Raw genomic sequence first — 26056 nt, 5'->3', positions numbered from 1 at the left:
GCAAAGCAGCGAGGGCCCGGGGAGTGGGAAAGACGGACAAAGCGCGAAGAAGCAGCAGAGCCGCAGGTGAGAGAGCGAGCAGGGCAGGCGGGGCAGCGCTTGCCCCGCCTGCACAGAGCCGCCTGCGTCAAGGCCCCGTCCAGCGCAGGCGTGCTTCTGCGCTGGGCCGGCGCGCCGCGGCCCGCGCCAAGCAGCGCACGGCGATGCGCCGTGCGCCCAAGCCAGCACCGCACGCAAGCTCGCCACAGGCGATGCCTGCCAGCGGTGCTGGCCCCGCCCCGCGCCAGACGACACACCCGCAGGGTGTCGTCGTGCCCGCGGGGCGGGAAGGCGCTGCCGCGAGTGCGGACAGCGCAAACGGCGTGCCGCCGCTGGCTGCGGAGCATGCCGTGCAGGCGGCAGGGCCCGGCGGTTACGCCGCGGGTTACCGCGACGGCGTATTCGCCGGGGGCGAGGCGCTGGTGGCGCAGCACATCCCGCCGGATCATATTCTGCCCGCTGTCGCGGCGGCAGATTTGATCGCGGCGGGCTTCCGCCAGTATGCGCCCAGCCTGACCCGGCTAACCAGCCCTCATGAAATGGCTGGTCACATCATGGCGGCGCTGGATGCGCAGCGCCCCCTGTCTGTCGTTCGCCTCGGGGATGGCGAACTGCTTACGCTGGCAGCAGACACCGTGCTGCCAGCTGCAGAAGTGCAGGAGCTGGCACCGTTTCTGCCTTATGCAGGGGTGCCATGCTCCACTCCTGACATCCGCGCGACGCTTGCGGAAGCGATTCGGGGTGCAGACTGGGTGGGTGTGCCCATCTCACGTGCTCCGACGTTTCAGGGACTATTATTCCCGGTGTTGCGCCATTTCGGAATCGATTGGTCTAGTCTGAAATTGACCAGTTCCACCATCAATTACAGTCTGCATCAGTCTCGTCTGTTGCTGCCGATCTTGCAAGGACGGCGTGTGCTGCTGATCGGCAGCCAGGCGGTAGAGCTTGGAGCCTTGTTACAACTGCATGGGGTGCAGGTTACAGGCATCATCCCTGCGGTAGCAGGCATGGCAGATATTCCGAGGGTAATGCAGCTAACGTCTGAGCAAACCTTTGATACGGCTCTGGTCGCAGCGGGCATTCCAGCGGTGGTGCTATGCAGGCGTATCGCTGGAGAACTGGGCAGCGTTGCCTTCGATTTCGGACATTTGGCAGACAAATTAGTGACAGGGGAGCTTCAACTCTAGTGAGTTGTCTGGGGCAGGATCACCGGGACCCTGCCTCTGGCACGAGTGGAATGGAGGAAGCAACATGAAGAAATCGGAAATACAGCCTCATCGTGTACGAAAAAATAATCAGAGCAGTTCACAGCAGAGCAGTCCGCTTAGAGAAGGTACAAAATCGTCGGGCACCTATCCTCATCGTACGGGGACATCTGCTAAGATTCTTCTTCATGCAGCCGATGGCCGTAATCGGCGTAATGCTTCACGGAAAGGCAAAAGGAGTCATCGTATTCTTCGAAACACCAAGTTATACAAGCAAGGATATAACCGAGGTTACGAAGATGGTGTTCTTCAGGGACAGAATTCATTCGGAATTGTGTTTGAAGGTGTCAGCATCATCATTCCCACCTACAATCAGCGGGATTATGTACTGCAATGTGTGTCAAGCATTGAGAAACATACCCCCGCTCCTTACGAAATCATCGTTGTAGACAATGCTTCTCAAGATGGTACGGCCGATGCACTGCTTCGCAAAGGCGGTATGGTGAGGGTTGCTGCACTGGAGAAGAATCGGGGATTTGCCGGAGGCGTTAATCAGGGTCTGATGATGGCAAAGGGACGGCATATCGTTGTGCTGAACAATGATACCCTGGTTACCCCGGGCTGGCTGGAGAATATGATGACGTGCCTTAACAGCGATCCGCAGATTGGTGTCGTAGGACCTGTAACGAACTACATTGGCGGAGATCAGCAGATTGAAGTGCCTTATCGTGAAGTAGAGGACATGTGGTCTTTCGCTGCGAACCGGAATCGTCCCGACCCGGAGAAACATCGAGTGACGGATCGGCTCGTCGGATTCTGCTGGCTGTTTTCCAGAGATTTGTTTGAGCGTGTAGGGTATCTGGATGAGGGTTACGCCGTAGGTAACTTTGAGGATGACGATTGGATTGTACGGGTGCGGATGTTGGGATACCGACTTGCTGTAGCAGGTGACGCCTTTATTCATCATTTTGGAAGTGTCAGCATGAAAGCGCTCGGAGAGCAGGACTTTAACACAGTGAACAAGGGAAATGAACAATTTTACAGTCAAAAATGGGGAGATCCCCAAGCGCTCATCGCGGAAACCTCCAGGCTGGCACAGACTCCGCACTCAGACCCTCAAACTCGATCTCAAGCGAACGTATCTTCGTTAGCGGCAAAAGGTGATTTACGCCAGAGGGCCGCAGGTTCCTCTTCTGTAAACAGTCCTGCAACATCACCGCTCAGACGAAGCAGTGATTTCTATCCCGAAGGTGCATTTCTTGTTGATCTGAAGGGTGATGTCTATGTACTAAGAAGCGGTCAGCGCCGAAAGCTGAACATTCCTGTTCCGCGCGGCATCTCGCCGGTGCTGGTCGCCAAACCTGATCTGTTGGGCATACCTGCGGGTGAACCGCTGGTGTCCGCTGGAGATATTCGGAACGGATCGTTTGAACCGGACGTTCCTCTTGCCGTAATCCCTCTCGATCCTGGCGTGGCACCTACTGACTTAAGTATTGTATCTGTTGCTGATACACCGGAAGTTTGGTATCTGGTCACCGAAGGTAAACGCAGGAAGTTTGTATCCACCTATGCAGCGGAACGTTGGGGAATAAGCTCCAGACATGTGCATCAAATATCAACCGAACAACTCCATTCAATCCCGGAAGGATGGCCGATTATTGCTCCGCCCCAGTTGCTGAACAAGGATTTGTGATGGCCACCGCTCGTGGTTTGAAGCAACATGTAAACATGCGGAATGAACAACGCAGCACCTACGAAACTTTTAGGCTGAACGTTCACACAAATCTGTTTATTCCGCATGAGGTTTCCCGTACAAGGGCTACATAATTAAGCTGATGACATTTGAGGCAAGTCAATAGAAATGAAGAAGTATATGTTACAGAAGCATGAGGGGAACTCTGGAAAGATTATAAAGACAGGAGTACCTTACGACTTTAGTAAGGCATTGAGCGGATGAAAAGCCTGAATTATTTCCTTTTTTTGTTAAGTTACATTGTATCTGTCATGATTTAATGATTGTATAGGAACTATGGGGAGGGTTACTGTGAGAATTAGAAGATTTATTACTAAGAAATAGATAGTACACTTCAATAAAATGGATTAATACCCAAAAATATTGATGATAAATCTTTTTCATGATAAGGTAAATAAAGGAATAAAGAGAGGAAGGTGTAAATTTGAAAATAAAAAAAAGACTAATTGGTTCATTATTGTCTCTTATACTTGTATTACAAGTGTCACCTGTAAGCGCTGAGGATTCCACATATGATCCATTAACTGAGTCCTTTACTGTAACCAAAGAATTTCTAAAGGAAAAGGCAATACAGGAAGGGAAGCAATTAAACGTTGCTGAATATGAAAGTAAACTTGACAATGCTAAGACTCAGTCTGAAATAGAAGATATAATGGAACTTATGAGCGATTATTCAGTATACACAGAAATTGAGTATCAAAATAAGTTGTACAGTATATCTAATATAGATAATTTAGACCATAATGTAGCTATAATGGCGTCTCCTGGAGATACTAGGTTGCGTACAGAATACTCTTATGGTGCACAAACCTTGTATGGGAATGAGCAAGGCGATTTAAATAAAATGGGAAACAAACTTATTCAAATTGGAGCAGGTATGACTCATCCTTATGTAGGTGCATTTATGACAGTTATAGATCTATTCATTAAAGAGAATGAGTACGACAGTTATAAAAATACTATTGTTAGATCACTGCACGACTATGTAATAATATATAAATATGTAGATGTGTATCAGTGGAATGGTTTTCAATATGTATGGACTCCAATGGCAACATCAACTAAGAAAAATACTTCTGCACAACTTAATGTTGTTTATTACAAAAATTCGACACGATATACACCAAGGAATTTTGATTTAGGACAAATCTCAGGACAAGCTGGTAATTACTTTTATGACGAAGCAAGATTATCTTCACTTGCAAAAAATACATTGTCCCCCTTGTATTATGGTTACCAGAGTGGGGCTGTTATACCTGTAAATATATATTGGAAATTTAAATACTAACATAATTATAGGGTGCTATTTTTACCCCGTGTTAATAAGCTTGGAGGCCGAAAATGAAAAGAGTACTTTTTATTACTTTCTTATTCATATTCATTCTATCCGGGTGTAATCATCATGAAAAAATAGACATTAAATCGCCATCCTACATGTTTAGCGAAAACTCTGAGATTGCTAGTGAAGTAAAAGTAAGTTTAAATGGAATCTTTAACAAAAATGAAAATACTTTTGAGGGATCTTTATCTATCAATGATTGTACTTTCGAAAAGGTAATCTTCATGCATAAATCTTTGTTAATATCTTATGAAGGCGCAAAGAGAACCGTGTTAGGAGATATTTATTTAGATAAACAGGCTAATCAATTCGCAATTATTATTACAGAACCTGAACTATACACGAAATTAACGAATGAAAAATATCAGAATGAAACGTTAGTTATAAGTGCTCCCGCATCAAATCTAGAAGAAGCAAAGATGATTGAGGAGAAGTTAAAAGCATTGGAGTGAGTCTAAACTCACTCCTTTTTTTTGAATCAAAATTGATACTGAATGGATAACTCAAAATTTAAATTTATTTTTTTCTATTCTGTTATAGGATTGTTCTATTAGCAGAACCATTGACGATGCAAAGGGACGGGAGTACATTTATAGCCATAATTCTTATTTAACAGATTGGAATTAAGGGTATAGGTCTTTCCGGTCTGTCTGATGATCTGGAACTATATTGTGGAAATCGGAGGTATGTCGATGTCATCATCCCAACAATGCGGCAGGATGAAGCAATGCTGTCTGAACGGAATGGATTAAGTCTAACAAGGCTAATGCAACAGGAGCATAGCGATTATTTTACATGGGTGCCATATAGAAAAAATCTATTAGAAGCACCGTTGACCGGTTCGCCGGGGCAGTGATAAGCTGTGTGAAATTAAAACAAACCAAACTCATAGGAATAATAATTTTTAATTTTAATGCTCAATCATTGGTTCAGATATGCCACATTTTGGTACCATCAAATTACCTTATTTCAGGGAAGGCGGAGTGTACATGACAGCAAAACGAAGTTTGAAATTTGGAGCGATCATTCATGGTGTTGGGGGAAGCAACACAACCTGGAGACACCCGGAGGTTCTATCCGATGCCAGTGTCAACTTTGGATTTTACAAACGCCAGGCGCTGAAGGCTGAAGAGGGCAAGTTTGATCTGGTATTCATTGCAGACGGCCTGTATATTACGGAAAAATCCATTCCTCACTTCCTGAATCGCTTTGAACCGATCAGCATTCTTTCCGCTCTTGCTGCGGTAACTTCACGCATTGGACTTGTGGGCACACTCTCCACATCCTATAGTGACCCCTTTACAGTCGCCAGACAGTTCGGTTCGCTTGATCTGATCAGTGATGGTCGTGCAGGCTGGAACGTGGTGACATCTCCCTTGGAAGGTACCGCAAAAAATTACAGCAAAAGCAATCATCCAACACATCCGGAACGTTACCGTATTGCTAAGGAATATTTACAAGTGACCAAAGGCTTGTGGGATTCATGGGAAGATGATGCATTTGTAAGAGACAAGGACAGTGGTGTGTTCTTCGATCCTTCGAAACTACACACGCTGAACCATGAAGGGGAGTTCTTCTCTGTGCAGGGACCATTGAACATCGCTCGTTCACGGCAGGGACAGCCGGTTATTTTTCAAGCAGGTTCCTCAGAGGATGGCAAAACACTGGCGGCACAAGAAGCCGATGCCGTATTCACTGGACACGATAACATTGAAGATGCACAGGCGTTTTATAAGGATGTCAAAACACGGGCAGCTTCCTATGGACGTTCAGCACAAGATATTGTTATTTTGCCAGGCATTAACCCGATTGTGGGACGGACGGCAGAGGAAGCGGAACAGAAATATCAGGAGATCGCAAGCCTGGTAACCATTGATAAAGCGTTGGACTACTTGGGACGTTTCTTCGAGCATCATGATTTCTCCCAATATCCGCTGGATGAACCATTCCCTGAACTGGATGGCATAGGCAGCAACAGCTTCCGCAGTGGAACAGACAAGATTAAAAAAGATGCCAAAGAACAGGGGTTAACGCTGCGCGAAGTCGCTTTGCGGGCTGCAACACCACGAAGTCAATTCCTGGGCACGCCGGAGCAGGTCGCAGACAAGGTTCAGGAATGGTTCGAGGCAGAAGCGGCAGACGGATTCATTATTGCTTCGGAGTTGCCTAGCGGATTGTCCGACTTTGTCGAGTTGGTGGTACCTATTCTGCAGGAACGCGGCCTCTATCGCACGGAGTATGAGCATGATACGCTGCGTGGCAATTTGGGTGTCCAGGTGCCTGTAAACCGTTATACAGTAGCAAGAACACAGGAAGAGTCAAACGTCATCTAATCGAATGTCAAATGTCATTTAAATCGAACATCATCTAATTGTTGTAATTCATGTTAACTTAAACGCGGTGACTCTAACCTGTACTCACAATCCAATACATTCGGATCAAATACAAGAACAGTTCATCGTTAAAATGAAGCACAAATGCATCTGGATCATAGCGTTAATAAAGTTAATGAATCCTTTTTTCCTTAAAACCTACTTTTCTCATAGGGAATATAAAATATATACAAATTTGCTTGGCGTAACACATTAATGACACCTGTATACACAGAGGGGGAAGCGATATGAACAGGTCTATCTCATGGACAAAAGTGGTGGCGTTGGCAGTAGCATTGGTGATGGTTTTGTCCGGATGCGGAGCAACATCAGGAGGCAAAACCAGCGGTGCGGCACAGGCTTCCGCCGGCGGGGGTCAGGCTGGTAAAGCGGAAGGGGGTAACCTCACCTTTGCACTGGCGACTTCACCGGATACACTCGATCCGCATCGTAGCGGTCTTGCTGTAGCCGTACGAGCGATTCGCACGATCTACGACAATCTGGTGGTGCAGCTGCCAGATGGGTCTATCAAACCTTGGCTTGCCAAGGAATGGAGTGTATCGAAGGATGGCAAAAGTTATACCTTCAAGCTGCGTGAAGACGTGAAATTCCATGATGGAACTCCGTTTAACGCCGAAGCGGTGAAGTACAATCTGGATCGGGTCATTGATCCTGCCACCAAAGCTGCCAATTCCCTTGCCCTGATTAGACCTTATAGCTCCTCCGAGGTCATTGATGAGTATACGATCAAAGTTAATCTGAATGCACCTTCGCAAGCGTTTCTCGGCAACTTGAGTCAGGCATTACTGGGAATCGTGTCTCCAACGGCTGCGAAGAAATATGGGGACCAACTGGGCAAAAATCCGGTGGGCACAGGCCCGTATACCTTTGTGAAATGGGATGAAAACGCGGATATCGTAGTGGCCAAAAACAAGGATTACAACTGGGGCCCGGAAACGGTCGAAAACAAAGGTGTTCCGCATATCGATACGATCACGTTTAAGATTGTACCGGAAGAAGCAACACGTATCGGAAGTGTGCAGAGTAAGCAGGTGCTTGCCGCAGAGACCGTACCGCCGCAAAATATCGCTGCGCTTAAAAGTGATCCGAACCAGCAATTGTTGCAAGCCAACACGGTTGGACTGCCATACACCCTCTTTTTCAATCTGCGCAAGGCACCTTGGGATGATGTAAAAGTAAGGCAAGCGGTACAATCCGCTGTAGACGTAGAGTCCATTGTGAAAACCTTGTATCTGGGTAACTACGAGCGCGCATGGTCTGCATTGTCTCCGGGCATTCTCGGCTATGACAAGTCGCTTGAAGGAAGCATCACACCAGATATCAACCGAGCTAACCAACTACTGGATGAGCAGGGCTGGGTTAAGGGGGCTGACGGGATTCGTGTCAAAGACGGGAAGAAGCTGACTTTGCGTTATGTAGATGGCTCCCCTAACCGGGAGAAACGCAATGACATTGCTGCCATCATCCAGCAACAGCTGAAACCGCTGGGCATTGCGGTAGAAGTGGTGATTACCAAAGACATTGCTACTGTGATCTATCAGAACTGGGATTATGATCTGTATGGTAACAGCCAGGTCAACTCCGATCCGAATGCCTTGTACGCCTTCTATCACACCAGTGCGGAAGGGGAGCGTCCGACATTATCCGGTTTATCTGAGCCAAAGATTGATCAACTTCTGGAGCAGGGAGCGGTAGAGACGGATTCGGCGAAAAGGGTAGACATCTACAGTCAGATTCAGAAATATCTCATTGAACAAGCGGTTATTTTGCCAATCTACGTATTTCCGTATACTGTGGCTGCATCCAAAAACGTGGAAGGCATCAAGTTCGATGCACTCGGTTATCCACTCTTTAATGATGTACGTATCCAGCCATAATGCAAATTGCATTATCCAGTCTCAACATTCCAACATGGCGTACAGCCTGTTCCGGTTTCAGAAAGGAGCCATTCCGGTATGATTCAACTGATCTTGTCACGGTTAGCAACGTCGCTTCTCGTTATATTTGGAGCTTCGGTGCTGGTGTACTGCATCATGTATCTTCTGCCGGGTGATCCGGTGCTGTTAATGCTGGACCCGTCCTCGGCTACCCCGGAGATGATTGCTAATCTCCGGGCACAGCTTGGGCTGGATCAACCTTTTTATATCCAGTTTGCGAACTATTTTGGCGATATGCTGCGCGGGGATTTTGGTCAATCCATGGTCAACTCCGATCCGGTACTGCCCAAAATTCTGGAACATTTCCCGGCAACGCTGGCATTGACGGCACTCAGCTCGCTGATCGCCATCACCATCGGAATTACACTTGGCGTTCTGTCGGCCATTCACCGGAATGGTGTGATTGATGTTGTGGCTAGGCTCGTTGGATTGTTCGGCATCTCGATGCCAACGTTCTGGACCGGCATTCTGCTTATTCTGTTGTTTTCCGTACAGCTCGGCTGGTTCCCTGCGATGGGGTCGGACGGATTCAGTTCCTTGGTGCTTCCGGCAGCTACACTCGGACTTGTCGGTGCAGGATTTATTGTGCGCATGGTGCGTAACAGCATGCTTGAAGTGATAAATGAGCCGTTTATCGTTGCTTTACGGGCCAAAGGATTGTCTGAACGGGCTATCATGTATGGTCATGCTCTGCGTAATGCACTGATCCCTGCCGTAACCGTCATCGGTATGTTAATCGGGGATTTGTTGGCAGGAACCGTGGTCGTAGAGACGGTATTCTCCAGACAAGGAATTGGTCGTATTATTGCCGATGCGCTAATGGCTAAGGATCTGCCGGTGGTGCAAGGCGTTGTGTTTTTTACATCCATCATCTATGTCGTGTTGAATTTGCTTGTTGACATCTCGTATTCGTACATTGATCCTCGGGTTCGGCGAGCTGTTCGTACATGATCCAGATCAGGAACACCGCATCAGGAACTTGCAAAATGTGAAGAGGCAGGAGAAGGAGGCGTTAATTTTTATGAGCATGAAACCTTTGACGGGACACAAAAAGACATGGGCAGGAAATGCCAGAAGTACCGGAAGTACCGGAATTGTCGGGAAAGCTCGCCTGTGGAGATGGAACCGCCTGCCTTGGCAGCGCCGTGTTTCATCCGCAGTATCGCAATTGTTTTTGTATACCGCCCTGCTCATCGTCATCTTCACTGTGGCCTGTGCCATCGTACCTGGCTGGATTGCGCCTTATGATCCAACACAGATGATGACGGATGCCATTCTGCAGTCTCCTTCTGCTTCTCACCTGTTCGGTACAGACTATTTCGGCCGAGATATCTTCAGTGTGGTTGTGCATGGGAGCCGGGATTCCTTGCTGATCGGTTTTGCTTCCGTGCTTGTTGGTGGTCTCGTCGGCAGTGCTATTGGCATCCTTGCGGGATATGCAGGAGGACTGGTTGATACGGTAACGATGCGGGCGGTGGATATTCTTATGGCCGTACCAGGCGTATTGCTCGCCTTATCTGTTGCTGCGGCGCTTGGGCCAGGACTGCTAAATATTGCACTGGCTGTTGCAGTAGCTTCGATACCAGGTTATGCAAGGGTGATGCGCGGTCAGGTGATGTCTGTCAAAAATCTGCCTTTCATTACAGCCACGCGTTCCCTGGGTAGTTCCAATGCCCGCATTTTCTGGAAACATGTCCTGCCACATTCCTTGTCTCCGCTACTCGTAATGGCAACGCTGGGTGTAGGTACATCCATCCTGACTGGGTCTGGACTCAGTTTCCTTGGGCTCGGGGTACTGAAAGAAATTCCGGATTGGGGTGCATTGCTGTCTCAAGGGAGAGGTTATCTGACAGTAGCTTGGTGGATTTGCACATTCCCGGGTCTGGCCATTACGCTGTTTGTTCTGGCTGTCAATCTGATTGGAGACGATATTCGCGACAGGCTTGATCGCAAAGTAAAAGGAGCGGCTTGACCGCTATTCCAAGGAGGAAAATAATATGTCACATGTTGTCATTATCGCCGGAACCCCGTCCAAGCGTTCACGATTGACAGGACTAACGGATTATAGCAGCCATACGTTAAGCAAAGCTGGTATTTCCGTTGAAGTGATTCAGGTGACCGATTTGCCCGCTGAAGATCTGGTACAGGCAAAGTTCGACAGCCAGGCCATTCAGGATGCACTTGCCATTGTGGATGGAGCGGATGCCGTTATTGTGGCTACTCCGGTATATAAGGCAGCTTATTCGGGCGTGCTCAAGCTGTTTCTCGACCTGATACCACAAGAAGGACTTCGGGATAAGGTGACTCTGCCTCTTGTCATTGGCGGTTCAATTGCGCATTTGCTTGCTATTGATTATGCTTTGAAGCCTGTGCTTACCGCACTCGGCGGACGATATATCCTTGGCGGTGTATACGCAGTGGATCAGGGAATTGAACGCAATGAGGATGGAACATTTACACTTGCAGCAGATATTACCGCACGGTTAGATCGCTCTCTGGAAGAATTACGATTGACACTGGAAAAGGATGGGATTACGATATCCTAAAACCAAGTTTTTATATAGGAAAAATAAGTAGATGCGGAGGCGCCCATGAATATAGAGAACATTGAAGCGTTTGTATATATCAATCACTACGGAAGCTTCAATAAGGCGGCTGAAGTACTCTTCTTGTCCCAGCCTTCGGTTACGGCACGTATTCAATCATTGGAAAGGGAGCTGGGAAGCAAGCTGTTTGACCGACTAGGTAAGCAGATCGTGCTGACGGATGAAGGCCGCAAATTTTTACCGTATGCGCAGCAGGTGTTACAAGTGATCCAGAAGGGGAAACAGAAAATTCAGCAGCGTAGAACGACACCTGAGGCACTGCGCCTCGGAAGCACAGTATCGGTGTCCAATTATGTCATCCCCGATTTTCTGCCCAGAATCAAGGAGTCGTACCCCGAAGTCAACATTAAACTGACAACAGCAACAACGGATCAACTGATTGCCAAACTGCTCGGTCAGGAGATTGATCTGGCGTTTGTACGCAAGGTCATGCACCCTGCGATCCGTACCGTTGCTTTTTACGAAGATCCGATACAGCTATACGTGTACAGAGGACATCCTTTCATTGAAAGCGGACATGTCAGCATGGAGGCGATCCGGAATGAACAGCTGGTCTTTTTCGAGTGTGGTTCACTGGACTGGCTTCGCATTCACCGGGCCTTCGACTCCCTGGAGTACCCGCCGGATATTACATATCATGTCGATAATTCGGAAACAGCCAAAAAACTGGTTATGCAAGGTGCGGGCATCGCTTTTCTACCAGGGTTAACGGTGAAGAAAGAGGTACAGCGTCAAGAACTGTTTCCGATTCAAGTCCATGAGGTGGCAGGAGTGTCGCTACAGATCAGTGTGGTGACCTTAAAAGAAGAATATTCGCCATTTGCAGAGCCTTTTGGAGAACTGTTACGGCAATTATAGATGGACTGACAAGGCGAATCAGATTTCACCGTTATAGATTGGATAAATTAAGCATGAAAGGAGGACTCAAGATGAAAAGTGATCTGGAGCAGACGAGAGAACAGCTTTTGCAGCCGGAGGAAGAGCAACAGCAAGTTGAGCAGAGCGAGCAAAAGCAGGAGTTCGCGGCACATCTGACCGCAATTCGACGGCATCTTCATCGCAACCCGGAGCTTTCTGGTGAGGAAAAGGAAACAACAGCAGCCATTCGCAGCTGGCTGGAGGAGGAAGGCGTTCGCCTTGCCGATGAGTATAAACTGCGAACAGGGCTTGTTGCTGAGGTAGGGCAGGGAAGTGGCCCTGTCGTAGCGCTACGAGCGGACATTGATGCCTTGCCTATTCAGGAGGAAACCAAGCTGGAGTTTGCTTCGCAGATTGCGGGCCGAATGCATGCATGCGGGCACGATGCGCACACCGCTATTTTGATTGGAGCTGCACGGTTGCTGAGACAGCGTGAATCCAGTTTGCCCGGGAAGGTGCGATTGATTTTTCAACCGTCAGAAGAGAAGGCAACAGGTGCCCGCCAAGTTATCCAGAGCGGCGCACTCGCCGATGTTCAGGCTATATTTGGTTTACACAATAAACCGGATCTGCGAGTAGGCACAGTGGGTATTCGCGAAGGTGCATTGATGGCGGCAGCGGATGGATTTGTCGTTAAAGTGCAAGGGGTGGGCACCCATGCGGCTGTACCTGAAGCAGGCATCGATCCGATTGTGGTTGCTGCACATATCGTTACCGCATTGCAAGCCATTGTCAGTCGGAATGTAGGTGCTCAGGAGAGTGCTGTACTCAGCGTTACGAAAATAAACAGCGGTACAGCCTGGAACGTTATTCCGGAGGAAGCGATACTTGACGGCACAGTGCGCACATTTGACGAGAAGGTGCGCGCCCGTATCCGGGAACGTTTCAACCAGGTCGTAGCTGGTGTGGCTGCAGCCTACGGCACAACGGCGACGGTACGCTGGATTCAAGGGCCACCTGCTGTGGTCAATGATGCATCGCTGGCATTGGACGCAGAACAAGTCGTGAGTGAACTTGGGTTGAATCGTGTCAGACCACTGCCTTCGCCGGCAGGAGAGGATTTTTCTTTTTATCAAAAAGAAGTGCCGGGCCTGTTCCTCTTTCTCGGGACATCGGGCCCGCACGAGTGGCATCATCCGGGCTTTGATGTAGATGAGCAGGCTTTGCCAATTGGTGCACATCTGCTGGCAGGGCTGGCTGAACAGGCTTTGAAACGTCTGCAAGCCTAAATGGCAGTGATGTTGAAAAAAGTTGGACGTTTAATTTGAATTCAAAATATATTCCTATTCTCGATCTGTAACATTTGTTTCAGAGCTGGCGCTAGTCGTCAGCTCTATTTTGTTTTATGTTCAAAAAATCGGGCAATCCGCAGGAACTTTTCGGTTATTCTAACACCGGAGTGTACGCATAAAATCCGGTTGTACAACAGGTATAGATGGAAATATTTGTTGACGACCCCCAATGAGTGTGCTATATTTTTCTCGTCCTTTAATCGTAATTATTACTATTAATGTCGAAATATGCAACGGAGAACTTCAATTCGAATCCAAAGAACAGGAGCCGCCGCCGCGATGAAACAAGAGATTGATTTTATCAAATGTAGTCCGACACAGAACATGACCCTTCTGGTGAGAACGGATCACGCATCCGAACATTACAGTGATATCGCTTCCAGCCTGATGTCTTATGATCATGTTCACGCTGAACAAGTCGGGTTCATCAAGCAGACACGAAGACCAGAAGCCGTTGCCCGCCTGGAGATGGCAGGAGGAGAGTTTTGTGGCAATGCTTGTATGGCGCTGGCAGCTCATATTGCAGCAGAAGCAGGGCTGGAGAAGCAAGCGTCCATGAATATCAAGCTGGATGTTTCAGGCACAGAGCGCTTGATCAGCTGTCAGGTGAAGCGGCGAGAGCATCGGTATGATTGCCGGGTTACGATGCCTGTTCCCGATCAGATCGAGCGGCGGAAGATTACGTTTGAAGGTATGGAGCTGGAGATAATCATTGTCCGGTATGCCGAATTCATTCACATCGTGATTGAAGTACAACACGTTGATGACCTGATGAAGCGAAAGGCAGAACACCTTGCACGGTTACTTGGACTCACGATGGGAGACAAAATGATCGGTGTGTTGTTATATCACCCTGCTACGCAAGAGATGGCGCCCCTCATTTATGTCCCGCAGCTGGATAGTCTGATCTGGGAGAGAGGGTGCGGATCAGGTACGGCCTCTTTAGGAGCTTATCAGGCCTGGCTTAGGCAGAGCGAAGTCACCCAGTTGGTCAAGCAACCTGGAGGTGCAATTAAGGTGACCGCTCAGTGGGGGAGCCAAGGGGTGAAGGCCATAACGATTGAGGGAACTGTTGGCATTGTTGCCTATGGCACGGCTTTTATTGATACCTTACAGGAGCAGAGCAGGAGCGTTGTAGAGGTCTGAGCAGGTACCTGAGACTGAGATGTATGATGGTTGACCATGACAAGGTGAGGAGGAGAGGGAATGATCACGTTGATCCACTTGGAAACGAGACTACGTGTTTTTGCCGAACAATTTGGCAAGCTTGCGGTTAGATATGATCAGACGCTTGAGCACAGCGCGGAACTGGAAGCGGTGATTAACGGGTATTCACGGTTTGTGACCGACCCTGATCACAAGATCGCTTGGGGGATGTTGAGGCAAGCAGAACTGAAGGAGCTTGATCCGTTAGTTCAAGCGCTAAGACAAAAGTCCGCTCAGTGTGTCGCGATTATGGAGAAATATCGGGCATTGAAGCTGCAGGATGGAGAAGTGCAGATTGCGGATTATTTTAAAAATATCGAAGAGTGCATCGACAAAGAGTTTGGCAGCTTTCAGGTGACACCTGAATCCAAAGTGCTGCTGGTGGGTTCCGGTTCGTTTCCGATGACCCCTTTACTGATCGCTAAACGTACCGGAGCGGAGGTCGTTGGCATTGATATTGACGCAGAGGCGATTACGCTGGGGAGAAAAGTTATAGAGAAGCTCGGTGCTGGCTTGAACATTTGTTTAGAGCAGCAACTGCTGGAGGATCTGGCGTATACAAGGCAGGCGACACATGTTATTTTCAGCTCCACGGTGGCTAACAAGTATGACTTGCTCGATCAATTATATGCATTGACCAATGAACAAGTCGTTGTAGCTATGCGGTACGGCAATGAGTTGAAATCACTGTTTAATTATCCTATGAAAGAGACGGACGGTAGTAAATGGAGGCTCGCAGACAACATTTTGCGCCCGCATGATGTGTTCGATATCGCGTTGTACCAGAAGGCGTAAGAAGTCGAGTGAAGTGTAATCTGGTCTATGATTTTTTACAGGGAGGTATATATGAGCGGCGTTGAAAGAGTTCTGTTATGCGGCACGGGTCCTGTGTCCATTCAGCTTGCGGTAACTTTGAAAATACATCTGGGCTGTCACGTGGGTATGGCGGGTAGGGAATCGGTGCGGTCAGCATCGTTCTTTGCATCACTGGAACAGAGCAAGCAACACGTTCAGGTGACGATTCAAAATGAGAACCATCGACCCTTGGCAGGGGAATGTACGGTGGATCAGGTGTTTAAGGGATACAACACCCTTGAAGGGGAGTGGGATACGCTGATATTGGCAGTCACCACCGATGCTTATATCGATGTACTCCAAGAAATCAATGATGAATTCGTTAAACAACTGAAATTCGTTGTTTTGGTTTCCCCAACCTTCGGTTCCAGTCTTCTGGTGAGCCAGTATTTGCTTGAGCGGAATGTATCCCCGGAAATCATCAGCTTCTCCACCTATCTGGGCGATACCCGCTGGGTGCATGAACAACCGTCCAATGAAGTGATCACCACGGGAGTCAAAAGGAAGGTTTACATCGGCTCCACGGTTCCCTCTTCAACCTATGTACAGCAATTAAGCGAGTTATTTGAGCGGTTGCATATTTCACTCGCCGTCATGTCTTCCCCACTGGAAGCCGAAACAAGAAATATTTCGCTCTACGTTCATCCACCGCTTTTTATGAATGATTTTTCGCTAGAAGTGATTTTTGGTGAGCAACGTGTTCAAAAGTATGTTTACAAGCTTTATCCCGAAGGGCCGATTACACCCGCGCTCATTCGCAGTATGCGGTCACAGTGGCAGGAGATCCGGCAGATTACAGACAGACTTCATATTCAGGGATTAAACCTGCTGCAGTTTATGACGGATGACAATTATCCGGTTCGATCAGAGAGTTTATCACGTCAGGATATCGAGCAATTTGATCAATTCGAGGCTATCCATCAGGAGTTTTTATTATACATACGGTACGCCTCATTATTGATTGATCCGTTCTCGGAACCGGATGCTAACGGCACATATTTTGACTTCTCCGCAGTTCCGTTCCGCCGAATATTTATAAACCGCGAGGGTGAACTCGACGTTCCGAGAATGCCCAAGGAAGACTATTACCGCATCAAAATGATTCAGGGCATCGCGAGACATGTGAATGTCGCCTGTCCAACGATAGATCATTTCATTGCCACATATGAAGCAAAGCTTCAGGAAGTGACGCGTACACATCCAGATCAGCGTTTGTCGACCGCGTTTGTGATCCAGTCGTTTGGGCAGGATGTTCGCATGATCTGTAACGGACTTACGGGCGGTAAGGTCTAGTTATATCTGAAGAAGCAGAGTTCAAAGTTTTCTGAAAGAAAGCCGTATTGCGAGATGGTACTGCAATCGAAGTGGCATGGAGTAACAAGCAATGATCTGCTTGAATCTTATTTGTTTATCAGGGGGAACTATGGTGAGAAAAAGGCGTACTTTTACACGCATTATAACACTGGTTGCTGTCATTGCGATGATATCGGGCTGTGCTCAGCGTGCCACAAAGGAAAATACCGAAGCCGCATCATCAGTCGGTAGGATCAATAATGAAATTATCTATGCTTCCGCGAAAGATATTAACGATATGAACCCGCATCTGTACACAGGCTCGATGCCTGCGCAAGGCATGGTGTACGAATCTCTGGTCGAGAACACGGCTGAGGGAATCAAACCATTGCTCGCTGAATCATGGGACATCTCCAAGGATGGCAAAACGTACACCTTTCATCTGCGCAAAGGGGTGAAGTTCCATGACGGCGAGCCATTTAACGCCGAAGCGGTCAGACAGAATATCGAAGCGGTTCAGGCCAATGCCGAGAAACATGCCTGGATCAAGCTCTCCACGAAGCTGAAGGATGTCAAAGTGAAGGATGAATACACCGTGGAGTTGGATCTTTCCGATGCCTATTATCCGACGCTCGTAGAGTTGTCCATGACCAGGCCGTATGTCTTCATCTCACCAAAGGATTTCAAAAAGGGTGGAACCAAGGACGGGGTGAACGGTTTCCATGGGACTGGGCCGTACAAGTTGACGGGGCACAAGGTCGAAGAAAACGCCACCTTTGAAGCCAATACGGAATACTGGGGTGGTATACCTGCCATTCAGAAAATTACGGCCAAAGTGCTCCCCGCTGGAGAAACAACCTATTTGGCACTGCAAAAAGGGGAGATCAACTTTGTCTTCACGGATGACCGCGGGGCAGACAGCATTGATGTAGAAGCGATGGATCAACTCGCTACATCCGGTGAGTATCAGATGGTGCGAAGTGATGCGATGAACACGGCGATGATTGTGGCGAATAGCAGCAAGCAGAACAGCCCGGTTCATGAAAAAGCGGTGCGGGAAGCGTTATGGATCGGTATCGATCGGGAGACGATCAGCAAGGATATTTTTAATGGCACGCAGACGGTAGCAAGTACGTTGTTTTCATCGAATGTGAACTACGCCAATGTCGATCTAAAGGTTCGAACGTATGATCCGGAAGCAGCTAAACGTCTGCTGGATCAGGCAGGCTGGACTTTGGCAGAGGGCAAGACGGTGCGTACAAAGAACGGCAAACCTTTAGCGATGAAGCTGTATTACGACAGCAATTCATCCTCACAGAAAATGCAGGCGGAGTTCATCCAATATGCGATGAAAGAGATCGGTATGGAGCTTGATCTGACAGGTGAGGAGTCCTCTTCCATTGCGAACCGAAGAGCGACCGGGGAATATGACCTGTTGTTCAACCAGACCTGGGGACTAGCGTATGACCCGCAGAGCACCATCACCGCGTTTACATCGGATTCGGCGTACAAACATACAACAAGTGGCATTGCCGAAGCGCATGAACTGTATCGGAAAATCGATCAGGTGATGAGCTCGACCGACGATGACTCAACAACCGCATTTCAACATGGAGAATCGAGAAAAGCACTTTATGCGGATATTTTAAACATAGTACATGATGAAGCGGTGTTCATCCCGCTTACGAACGGGCGTGTCACCATTGTTGCTCCGAAACGTCTGCAAGGCATTACCTTTAAACAGACACAGTATGAATTGCCGTTTGAAAAGATGAAATTCGAGTAGAGGGGGAGGGATATGGGAAGTTATATTGCCAAACGACTGCTGCTGACCATCCCTTTGCTGGTCGTCATTTCGTTGATTACTTTTCTGTTGATCAATCTCTCTCCACTCGACCCGGCAGTCGTTGTCCTACAGGCTCAGGATGTACCGCAGATCACCGATGAACTGATCGCTCAAACGAATGAAGCGCTGGGTTTTAACCAGCCTTTCTTCGTTCGTTATATGGACTGGATGGCGGCCGTTGTACAGTTTGACTTCGGATATTCTTACGTGTCCAGTGAGTCGGTGTGGTCTTTAATCGGGCCGGCTTTACTGAACACGTTAAAGCTTACGCTGGTGTCATCCGTGTTCATCATCCTGTTATCCATATTACTTGGCGTACTATGTGCTTTGAAAGAAGGGAAGTTGCTTGATCAATCGGTCAGAGGCGTCTCCTTTTTCCTGACAGCGATGCCGTCTTATTGGCTTGCGGCCATCCTGATCTGGTACTTTTCGGTGAAACTAGACCTGCTGCCGACCAGCGGCATGGATTCTTATCGTAGTTACATTCTGCCTGTGCTGGTGATCACGGTCAGTTATACGGGCATTTATTTTCGGGCGGTACGCAGTGCGATGCTGAGCAACATGAATGAGGATTATGTGTTATATGCGCGCGCGAGCGGCCTTAGCGAGCGGAAGGTCATGCTGCACATCCTGCGTAACTCCCTGCAAGTCGCGGTGTCCATCTTCTGCATGGCGATTCCGATTGTACTGGGCAGTACCGTTGTTATTGAAAATGTATTTGCGTGGCCGGGGCTTGGCCGGCTAAGTGTAAAGTCGATTCTGAGCCGGGATTTTCCGATCATTCAGGCCTATGTGCTTATTTTGGCGGTAACGTTTGTGGTATTTAACATGCTTTCGGACCTGATCAATGCCGCGCTTAATCCTCGTTTAAGAAAGGAAATCTGATGCGACTATTCAAAAATCTGAGCCGTGACAAACTCGCCGTGACCTCTCTTGCCGTTATTGTCGTGACCCTTGTTCTGGGAATCTGTGCACCTCTCGTTGCACCTCATGACCCTGGAGCTGTCAACATGAAACTACGCTATGCCTCACCTTCCTGGCCTTATCTGTTAGGCAATGACCACCTTGGCCGATGCGTCTTATCCAGACTGATCTACGGTATCCGTCCGAGTGTGTTATGGGTGCTGGCGGCACTCGGTTTCTCGGTACTGATCGGTGCGGCGGCGGGATTTGCCGCAGGGTATTTCAAAGGTAAAGTGGATGCGTGGTTGATGCGGATCTGTGACATTATGCTGTCTTTTCCCGGGTATGTGATGACGCTGGCGGTGGTTGGCATTTTGGGGGCGGGACTGGAAAATATTCTGATCGCCTTTGTCTGCATGAAATGGGCCTGGTTTGCGCGTGTCATTCGTACTTCCGTTATGCAGTTTTCGGACATGGATTATGTGAAATTCGCCAAAGCTTCCGGCATACCCAGTTGCACGATTATTACACGTCACATCATTCCGGTAACCTTTGCCGATATCGCGGTAATCTCCAGTGGTGCAATGTGTTCCATGATGCTTCAGGTATCGGGGCTATCTTTCCTTGGTCTGGGCATTCAGGCACCCCATGCAGAGTGGGGCATGATGCTGAATGAGGCGAGAGAAGTCATGTTTTCCAGACCTGAATTGATGCTTGCACCGGGGCTTGCGATCGTTGTTGTGGTATCGGCTTTTAACTTTTTATCGGATGCACTTCAGGTGGCACTAGACCCGAAATTGATGACCTCTCCAGGCAAGCCGGATAAATCTCGTGAAAGAGAGGTGAGAAAGGCAACCTATGAATATAGTCGAGGTTGAGCATCTGAAAGTGTGGGATACGCGTACAGATCAGGCCATTATTCATGACAGTTCATTTTCGGTGCGGCAGGGAAGTTGCATGGCGATTGTTGGGGAGAGCGGCAGCGGCAAATCCGTCACATGCAGAGCGCTGATGCGGCTGAATAAGCCCAATATGCGCCAATCGGGAAAGATGCTGTTTCAGGGCACAGATCTGAATCAGCTCTCCGAAAAGGAGATGCGGCGTCGACGAGGCAAGCAGCTGTGTATGATTTTGCAGCAGGGCATGAGTGCATTTGATCCTTCCTGTATGATCGGTGTACATATCCGGGAGACGTTGCAGACGCATTACCATTGGAATACCCGTGAGCTAGAGCGGAGAATGCGGCTCGCAATGGAAAGTGTCATGCTCCGAAATCCGATGGACATTCTGAACAAATATCCACATCAGCTGTCTGGCGGCATGTTGCAACGAATTATGATTGCACTCGCACTTGTGCTCGAACCGGATCTAATTATTGCGGATGAGCCAACCACGGCGCTGGATACGATCTCCCAGTACGAAGTGCTGGAGCAACTGATTCAGCTGCGAGAACGTATGGGATGCTCCATGATTTTTATCTCCCATGATCTCGGCGTTGTGCGGAAGATTGCAGATGATGTGATGGTTATGAAAGACGGGAAAATTGTTGAGCAGGGTAACATGCAGTCTGTTTTGCAGGAGCCTACCCATGCCTATACCCGTTATCTCGTATCTACCCGGCTGGAACTGAGCAATCATTTCAAAGCATTGATGCAGGAGGGATCATAGATGCTAACGGTAGAGCAGGTTGAAAAATCATATGCACAAGGCGGATTATTCTCGAAGCATCGACAGCAGGTGTTGAAAAAGGTGACCTTGGAATGCCGGCATGGTGAATGCCTCGGCATTATTGGCGAGAGTGGCAGCGGCAAATCTACACTGGGTCGGTTGATGCTGGGACTGGAAAGCCCGGATCGCGGGGCCATCCGGCTGGAGGGAAAAGATGTGAAAGACCGGCGCGTGCGGATGGGCCGCATCAGCGCAGTTTTTCAAAACTATACCTCATCCATCAACCCGTTCCTTACGGTGCAGGATGCAATTATGGAGCCGATGAAGGCACTCCAAAAGTCAGCACAAGGACAACAGATTCATGCAAAAGTAGATATATTGCTTGCCCAAGTTGGACTGGACTCATCGTACCGACCCAAGTATCCACATGAGCTGTCCGGCGGGGAAGCACAACGAGTCTGCATCGCGAGAGCAGTGTCGACAGAGCCGCAGTACCTTGTACTGGACGAAGCCGTCAGCTCGCTGGATGTGTCGGTCCAGATTCAGGTTTTGCAGTTGCTGAAATCATTGAAAAGCCTGTACAAGATGAGTTATGTCTTCATTACGCACGACATTCAGGCGGCAGCCTATATCTGCGACAGGTTTGTTTTTTTCAGAGAAGGCCAGATTGAAGAAACGGTTTCGGTTGATCAGTTAAAACATGTAAAGTCTGACTATGCTCAACAATTGTTAAGCCATCTCATTTCACTATAGCGTGGAGAAGTGGGGGAGAAGGTTGTGATTGAAAGGAGGGAATATCCGTTGTGAGTGGGGCAATGTCATGGCCTTTTTTGCGTTTGTACATTTTGGTGCTGCTCTATTTCAGTGCCAATGCCATTCTGAATGTGATTATTCCGTTGCAGGGGGCATTCCTGGGTGCGAGCAGTACGACGATCGGGCTGATTATGGGTGCGTATATGTTTACCACGATGTTTTTCAGACCGTGGGCAGGTAAAATGATTCAAAAGCACGGGCCGATCAAAATCCTGCGGATCATTCTGATAATCAATGGATTTGCACTGATCCTCTACACGTTTACAGGGCTTGGCGGTTATCTGCTTGCCCGTATTTTGCAAGGGGTATCGACAGCCTTTTTTTCCATGGCGCTACAGATGGGCATCATTGATGCACTACCGGAGAAAGACCGTTCTCAGGGCATTTCTTATTATTCGCTGTTCAGCTACATTCCGGGCATTGTTGGCCCGGTGCTGGCTTTAGCCGTTTGGCAGACCGGAGGCATGGATTATTTTACAGTGGTGCTGATCGGGATTGCAGTTTGTACGGGGGTATTTGGATATACCGCCAAGATGGAACAAAATAAGGAGAGGACACAGACGGCTGCAGATGTATCCGGGCAGAACGTGAGTATGTGGGAGTCCTTCGGACAGCTGGTGAGAAATCCATTGTTGTTCCGTTGCTGTGTGCTGATGCTGAGTGCATCGGTGGTATTTGGCGCGGTCACTACATTTATTCCGCTGTATGCAAGTCAGGTTCCTGGCGGCAATGCTGGCGTATACTTGATGTTGCAGGCGGGTACAGTGGTGCTGGCTCGAATCGCACTCCGCAAACGCATTCCTTCGGACGGGAAGTGGCATTCACCGTTTATGATGACCACGATGCTGTTGCTGGCAGTTGCGGCGCAGTGTGTGAGTTTTTCGGTTACGGGAGGCATGCCCTTCTTTTATTTGGGTGCTGTTCTGATGGGAATCGCTCAAGCCATTTTGTATCCAACACTCACGACGTATCTGTCCTTTGTTTTGCCTCAGCTGAACCGCAATGTACTCATGGGTTTGTTTATTGCGACGGCTGATTTGGGCATTTCGCTCGGGGGTGTGGTCATGGGACCGATTGCTGATCTGTCGTCCTATTCATTTATGTACACGATCTGTGCTATTCTAGGAGCGGTAATGATCGTTTTTGCCTATGAACGGCGTAAAGCGACTACCAGAACCTCATGAGCTGACGGCCAGAGAATGTGGGTACGTGTTAGAGAAAGCAGGTATGATCTATTGAAAGATTCTAGAACGAAAACATCCAGTGGAAAATTAAACCCGGTATCGTTTTCCTTTATCGGGTTTTACATACTGGCTTTTTTATTTTTTGCGGCGAATGCGGCGTTAACGATTATTTTGCCTTTGCGTAGTGAAGCCGCCGGGTTAAATCAGGCTGAAATTGGTCTGATGATGGGCAGTTACATGTTCACCTGTATGCTATTGCGACCATTTGCTGCACAGATGCTGGGCAAATATGGACCGCTCCGGGTTATGCGATGGCTGTTGATGTTACATGCCGGGACGTTGCTACTGTTTATCGTGTCCGGGGTGGAAACGTACCTGTGGCTACGGGCATTGCAGGGCGTGGCGACCGCATTTTTCTCAATGACGATGCAGGCAGGCATTGTAGAAAGACTGGAGGATAAGGATCGTGCGCAAGGCCTGGCGATGTACACCCTGTTTACGATGGTGCCTTCGCTAGTCATCCCGATTCTGGCCGTGCAAATCTGGCAAAACGCCAGTGAGCTGGCGTTCACGCTGTTGATGATTGGACTGGCGGCACTCCCCTTGTTGCTCGGATACAAGGTGGATTTACCACAGAGTACGGTGCAGAACAAAACGTATACGCTGGGGGATATGCTTCGCTCGTTCAGTGGCATCTGGCGCAGTACACCCCTGCTCGTCAGCAGTGTGGTGATGCTGTTTGCATCCTGTGTATTTGGTGCGACAGCGACCTTTCTTCCGCTATATATGGTATCGACTGGTATGGCGAGCGCGGGTATCTTTTTGACGATTCAGGGTCTCGTGGTGCTCCTGTGCCGATTCATTTTGCGCAAAAAAATACCGTCAGACGGCAGCTGGAATACGTGGCTTATGGCAGGTCTGATGTTATCTGCGGCACTGGGGACACAGCTGCTTAGCCTGATGGATATGCTGGGGCCATTTGTGTATATCTCTGCGGTGTTTAGCGGTTTTGCCCTAGCTTTATTGTATCCAACGCTGACCACGTATTTGTCCTTTGTATTGCCTGCGGATTCGAGGTATGTGCTTATGGGCATATTTATGTCCTCGTATGATCTCGGTTTTTCACTGGGCGGGCTGGCGATGGGCGTTGTGGTACAGATTAGCTCTTATTCCGTGATGTTTACCGTTTGTACGATGCTCTCTGTTGCCGCATTGATTGTCGTGGTGCTTTTCAGACAGCGGATGGAAGCCGGGAATAAGGTTATTTCTACATCAGTGAATTGAGTTGGAAGGCTGAAGGAAAGGCAGAGGTACGATGTAGATTTAGGTGTAGAGCTATAAATGAGACGGTACAGTTAAAGCTTATGGTTCTTCTGCGAAGCGCATCATGGATGCGAATGTGCAGGGGATTCATAAGCTTTTTTCATTGTTTTTTTGCACGAGATACGAAAAAAGATTTGACAACGAAGCCAAGCAGGATTATAGTCATTGTTGTTAATCGTAATTATTACTATTAAATTTGGAAATCCATCGATCAAGGTGAACTGTACCTATAAGGAGTAGATCTATATGACACAAAAGCAAATACCGGTGACCGTTCTCAGCGGTTACCTTGGGTCAGGCAAAACGACGGTTCTGAATCATGTGTTGCACAATCGGCAAGGGCTGAAAGTCGCTGTGATCGTGAACGACATGAGTGAGGTCAACATTGATGCGGCGATGGTGAAAGGGGAGGCTACACTCTCTCGTACCGAAGAGAAACTGGTGGAAATGTCTAACGGCTGCATTTGCTGCACTCTCCGTGATGATCTAATGCAGGAGATCGAGAAGCTCGTAAACGAAGGCAAGTATGACTACATCCTGATCGAGTCGACGGGCATTAGTGAACCTGTTCCGGTGGCACAGACATTTACATATGCCGATGAAGAGACAGGTATTGATCTGACACGATTGGCGAAGCTGGATTGTCTGGTTACTGTCGTTGATGCTAACCGTTTCTGGCATGACTATGCTTCGGGACAAAGCTTGCTGGATCGGAATCAGGCAACCGGGGAAGACGATACCCGTGATGTAGTGGATTTGCTCATCGATCAGATCGAAACCTGTGATGTGTTGCTGCTGAACAAGTGTGATCTCGTGGAAGAAACGGAACTTCACAAACTGGAGGGTATTATCCGCAAGTTGCAGCCGAGTGCCAAAATCATTCGTACGGTGAACGGACAGGTGAATCCGGTAGAGATTCTGAATACGGGACGGTTTGATTTTGAGAAAGTGAGCATGTCGGCCGGGTGGATTCAGGAGTTGGAAAAAGAGTCCCACACGCCTGAGACCGAAGAATACGGTATCGGATCATTTGTGTACCGCCGCAGGAAGCCGTTCCATCCTTCCCGTCTGGCTGATTTCATGAGCTACTGGCCGGAAGAGGTTGTACGTGCCAAAGGGCTGGTATGGCTTGCCGCTGAAGGAGATGTGGCTGCCAGTCTGAGTCAGGCGGGGCCATCCATTCAGTTTGGGCCTGCCGGACATTGGGTTGCCGCACTGTCGGAAGCGGACAAGCAAGAGATTTTGCGGACAGAGCCGGATGTGGTTGCAAAATGGGATGCCGAGTGGGGCGATCGCCAAACGGAACTGGTCATGATCGGCATTGATATGGAGCGTTCCATCATTGAAGATGAACTGGATCAATGTCTGCTCAGCGATGAAGAGATGCTGGCGGATTGGGGACATTTTGAAAATCCGTTACCGTGGCCTGTCGAGGCTGTGTGAATTAATCAAATACTATACAAAACTTAAGAGGATAAGGAGC

The 26056-nt window shown here is 48.6% G+C and carries 22 protein-coding genes; all 22 read left to right on the top strand.

Translation table 11 applies throughout. The features are described from left to right. The first annotated feature begins 461 nt into the window (after window positions 1–461). Window positions 462–1226 carry a GT-D fold domain-containing protein gene (locus tag ACT89M_RS22920; RefSeq protein WP_308723087.1) on the top strand — a complete coding sequence of 255 codons (765 nt, stop codon included), beginning with the start codon at window positions 462–464 and terminating at the stop codon, window positions 1224–1226. A 64-nt stretch (window positions 1227–1290) separates the two neighbouring features. After that, window positions 1291–2937 carry a glycosyltransferase family 2 protein gene (locus ACT89M_RS22915; RefSeq protein WP_308723088.1) on the top strand — a complete coding sequence of 549 codons (1647 nt, stop codon included), beginning with the start codon at window positions 1291–1293 and terminating at the stop codon, window positions 2935–2937. Window positions 2938–3421: 484 nt separating this feature from the next. Next, on the top strand, window positions 3422–4285 hold the full coding sequence (locus ACT89M_RS22910; protein ID WP_154891036.1) for a hypothetical protein: 864 nt from the start codon (window positions 3422–3424) through the stop codon (window positions 4283–4285). A 53-nt stretch (window positions 4286–4338) separates the two neighbouring features. Continuing rightward, the gene (locus ACT89M_RS22905) at window positions 4339–4788 is read left to right on the top strand and encodes a hypothetical protein (protein ID WP_154891035.1); all 450 of its coding nucleotides are present in this window, start codon (window positions 4339–4341) and stop codon (window positions 4786–4788) included. A gap of 537 nt (window positions 4789–5325) precedes the next feature. Then, a complete protein-coding gene (locus ACT89M_RS22900) occupies window positions 5326–6669 on the top strand; it encodes an LLM class flavin-dependent oxidoreductase (protein WP_154985041.1) in 1344 nt (447 codons plus the stop codon). A gap of 287 nt (window positions 6670–6956) precedes the next feature. Further along, entirely contained in the window at window positions 6957–8606 is a 1650-nt protein-coding gene (locus ACT89M_RS22895) for an ABC transporter substrate-binding protein (RefSeq protein WP_487344842.1), read from the top strand. A 78-nt stretch (window positions 8607–8684) separates the two neighbouring features. Beyond that, complete coding sequence (locus ACT89M_RS22890; RefSeq protein ID WP_154985039.1) at window positions 8685–9617, top strand: ABC transporter permease; 933 nt, start codon at window positions 8685–8687, stop codon at window positions 9615–9617. A gap of 70 nt (window positions 9618–9687) precedes the next feature. Next, window positions 9688–10638, top strand: coding sequence for an ABC transporter permease (locus tag ACT89M_RS22885; protein WP_487344841.1), 951 nt, complete (start codon window positions 9688–9690; stop codon window positions 10636–10638). A gap of 25 nt (window positions 10639–10663) precedes the next feature. After that, window positions 10664–11212 carry an NADPH-dependent FMN reductase gene (gene ssuE / locus ACT89M_RS22880; RefSeq protein WP_090919343.1) on the top strand — a complete coding sequence of 183 codons (549 nt, stop codon included), beginning with the start codon at window positions 10664–10666 and terminating at the stop codon, window positions 11210–11212. A gap of 45 nt (window positions 11213–11257) precedes the next feature. Beyond that, window positions 11258–12130 (top strand): LysR family transcriptional regulator, encoded by an 873-nt coding sequence (locus ACT89M_RS22875; RefSeq protein ID WP_487344840.1) that lies wholly within the window; start codon window positions 11258–11260, stop codon window positions 12128–12130. Between the two features lie 71 nt (window positions 12131–12201). Then, window positions 12202–13419 (top strand): amidohydrolase, encoded by a 1218-nt coding sequence (locus ACT89M_RS22870; RefSeq protein WP_487344839.1) that lies wholly within the window; start codon window positions 12202–12204, stop codon window positions 13417–13419. A gap of 342 nt (window positions 13420–13761) precedes the next feature. After that, complete coding sequence (locus ACT89M_RS22865; protein WP_253491593.1) at window positions 13762–14628, top strand: histidine racemase CntK family protein; 867 nt, start codon at window positions 13762–13764, stop codon at window positions 14626–14628. A 60-nt stretch (window positions 14629–14688) separates the two neighbouring features. Beyond that, window positions 14689–15483, top strand: a complete 795-nt coding sequence (locus ACT89M_RS22860; protein ID WP_154891027.1) for a methyltransferase domain-containing protein — start codon at window positions 14689–14691, stop codon at window positions 15481–15483. A 51-nt stretch (window positions 15484–15534) separates the two neighbouring features. Then, window positions 15535–16836, top strand: coding sequence for an opine metallophore biosynthesis dehydrogenase (locus ACT89M_RS22855; protein WP_341181241.1), 1302 nt, complete (start codon window positions 15535–15537; stop codon window positions 16834–16836). Window positions 16837–16966: 130 nt separating this feature from the next. Next, entirely contained in the window at window positions 16967–18622 is a 1656-nt protein-coding gene (gene cntA, locus ACT89M_RS22850; RefSeq protein ID WP_487344838.1) for a staphylopine-dependent metal ABC transporter substrate-binding lipoprotein, read from the top strand. Between the two features lie 12 nt (window positions 18623–18634). Next, window positions 18635–19567, top strand: coding sequence for a nickel/cobalt ABC transporter permease (gene opp1B, locus ACT89M_RS22845; protein ID WP_154891025.1), 933 nt, complete (start codon window positions 18635–18637; stop codon window positions 19565–19567). After that, window positions 19567–20463 carry a staphylopine uptake ABC transporter permease subunit CntC gene (gene cntC, locus ACT89M_RS22840; protein WP_154891024.1) on the top strand — a complete coding sequence of 299 codons (897 nt, stop codon included), beginning with the start codon at window positions 19567–19569 and terminating at the stop codon, window positions 20461–20463. Before opp1B ends, cntC begins: the two co-directional genes overlap by 1 nt. Next, complete coding sequence (cntD, locus tag ACT89M_RS22835) at window positions 20444–21253, top strand: staphylopine uptake ABC transporter ATP-binding protein CntD (RefSeq protein WP_154891023.1); 810 nt, start codon at window positions 20444–20446, stop codon at window positions 21251–21253. The genes cntC and cntD overlap by 20 nt, the downstream gene beginning before the upstream one ends. Continuing rightward, window positions 21254–22006: an ABC transporter ATP-binding protein gene (locus tag ACT89M_RS22830; protein WP_154891022.1), complete on the top strand. Its 753-nt coding sequence runs from the start codon at window positions 21254–21256 to the stop codon at window positions 22004–22006. Between the two features lie 50 nt (window positions 22007–22056). Then, window positions 22057–23250 carry a staphylopine family metallophore export MFS transporter CntE gene (gene cntE, locus ACT89M_RS22825; protein WP_154891021.1) on the top strand — a complete coding sequence of 398 codons (1194 nt, stop codon included), beginning with the start codon at window positions 22057–22059 and terminating at the stop codon, window positions 23248–23250. A gap of 51 nt (window positions 23251–23301) precedes the next feature. After that, window positions 23302–24534 carry a staphylopine family metallophore export MFS transporter CntE gene (gene cntE / locus ACT89M_RS22820; RefSeq protein ID WP_261769388.1) on the top strand — a complete coding sequence of 411 codons (1233 nt, stop codon included), beginning with the start codon at window positions 23302–23304 and terminating at the stop codon, window positions 24532–24534. Window positions 24535–24819: 285 nt separating this feature from the next. Continuing rightward, entirely contained in the window at window positions 24820–26016 is a 1197-nt protein-coding gene (locus tag ACT89M_RS22815; RefSeq protein ID WP_308723094.1) for a GTP-binding protein, read from the top strand. The last annotated feature ends 40 nt before the right edge of the window (window positions 26017–26056 follow it).

The sequence above is a fragment of the Paenibacillus sp. NN59 genome, assembly GCF_057597225.1.
Note: the sequence above shows the minus strand (reverse complement) of the source record. Positions and strands in the feature narration are given on the sequence as shown.

What these genes read in the sequence shown, in the direction of transcription:
- ACT89M_RS22915 (WP_308723088.1), top strand. Translation starts at nt 1,291, where the DNA reads ATGAAGAAATCGGAAATACAGCCTCATCGTGTACGAAAAAATAATCAG.
- ACT89M_RS22905 (WP_154891035.1), top strand. Translation starts at nt 4,339, where the DNA reads ATGAAAAGAGTACTTTTTATTACTTTCTTATTCATATTCATTCTATCC.
- ACT89M_RS22815 (WP_308723094.1), top strand. Translation starts at nt 24,820, where the DNA reads ATGACACAAAAGCAAATACCGGTGACCGTTCTCAGCGGTTACCTTGGG.
- ACT89M_RS22900 (WP_154985041.1), top strand. Translation starts at nt 5,326, where the DNA reads ATGACAGCAAAACGAAGTTTGAAATTTGGAGCGATCATTCATGGTGTT.
- ACT89M_RS22875 (WP_487344840.1), top strand. Translation starts at nt 11,258, where the DNA reads ATGAATATAGAGAACATTGAAGCGTTTGTATATATCAATCACTACGGA.
- opp1B (WP_154891025.1), top strand. Translation starts at nt 18,635, where the DNA reads ATGGGAAGTTATATTGCCAAACGACTGCTGCTGACCATCCCTTTGCTG.
- cntA (WP_487344838.1), top strand. Translation starts at nt 16,967, where the DNA reads ATGGTGAGAAAAAGGCGTACTTTTACACGCATTATAACACTGGTTGCT.
- cntD (WP_154891023.1), top strand. Translation starts at nt 20,444, where the DNA reads ATGAATATAGTCGAGGTTGAGCATCTGAAAGTGTGGGATACGCGTACA.
- ACT89M_RS22830 (WP_154891022.1), top strand. Translation starts at nt 21,254, where the DNA reads ATGCTAACGGTAGAGCAGGTTGAAAAATCATATGCACAAGGCGGATTA.
- ACT89M_RS22865 (WP_253491593.1), top strand. Translation starts at nt 13,762, where the DNA reads ATGAAACAAGAGATTGATTTTATCAAATGTAGTCCGACACAGAACATG.
- ACT89M_RS22895 (WP_487344842.1), top strand. Translation starts at nt 6,957, where the DNA reads ATGAACAGGTCTATCTCATGGACAAAAGTGGTGGCGTTGGCAGTAGCA.
- ACT89M_RS22870 (WP_487344839.1), top strand. Translation starts at nt 12,202, where the DNA reads ATGAAAAGTGATCTGGAGCAGACGAGAGAACAGCTTTTGCAGCCGGAG.
- ACT89M_RS22855 (WP_341181241.1), top strand. Translation starts at nt 15,535, where the DNA reads ATGAGCGGCGTTGAAAGAGTTCTGTTATGCGGCACGGGTCCTGTGTCC.
- cntC (WP_154891024.1), top strand. Translation starts at nt 19,567, where the DNA reads ATGCGACTATTCAAAAATCTGAGCCGTGACAAACTCGCCGTGACCTCT.
- ssuE (WP_090919343.1), top strand. Translation starts at nt 10,664, where the DNA reads ATGTCACATGTTGTCATTATCGCCGGAACCCCGTCCAAGCGTTCACGA.
- ACT89M_RS22885 (WP_487344841.1), top strand. Translation starts at nt 9,688, where the DNA reads ATGAGCATGAAACCTTTGACGGGACACAAAAAGACATGGGCAGGAAAT.
- ACT89M_RS22860 (WP_154891027.1), top strand. Translation starts at nt 14,689, where the DNA reads ATGATCACGTTGATCCACTTGGAAACGAGACTACGTGTTTTTGCCGAA.
- ACT89M_RS22890 (WP_154985039.1), top strand. Translation starts at nt 8,685, where the DNA reads ATGATTCAACTGATCTTGTCACGGTTAGCAACGTCGCTTCTCGTTATA.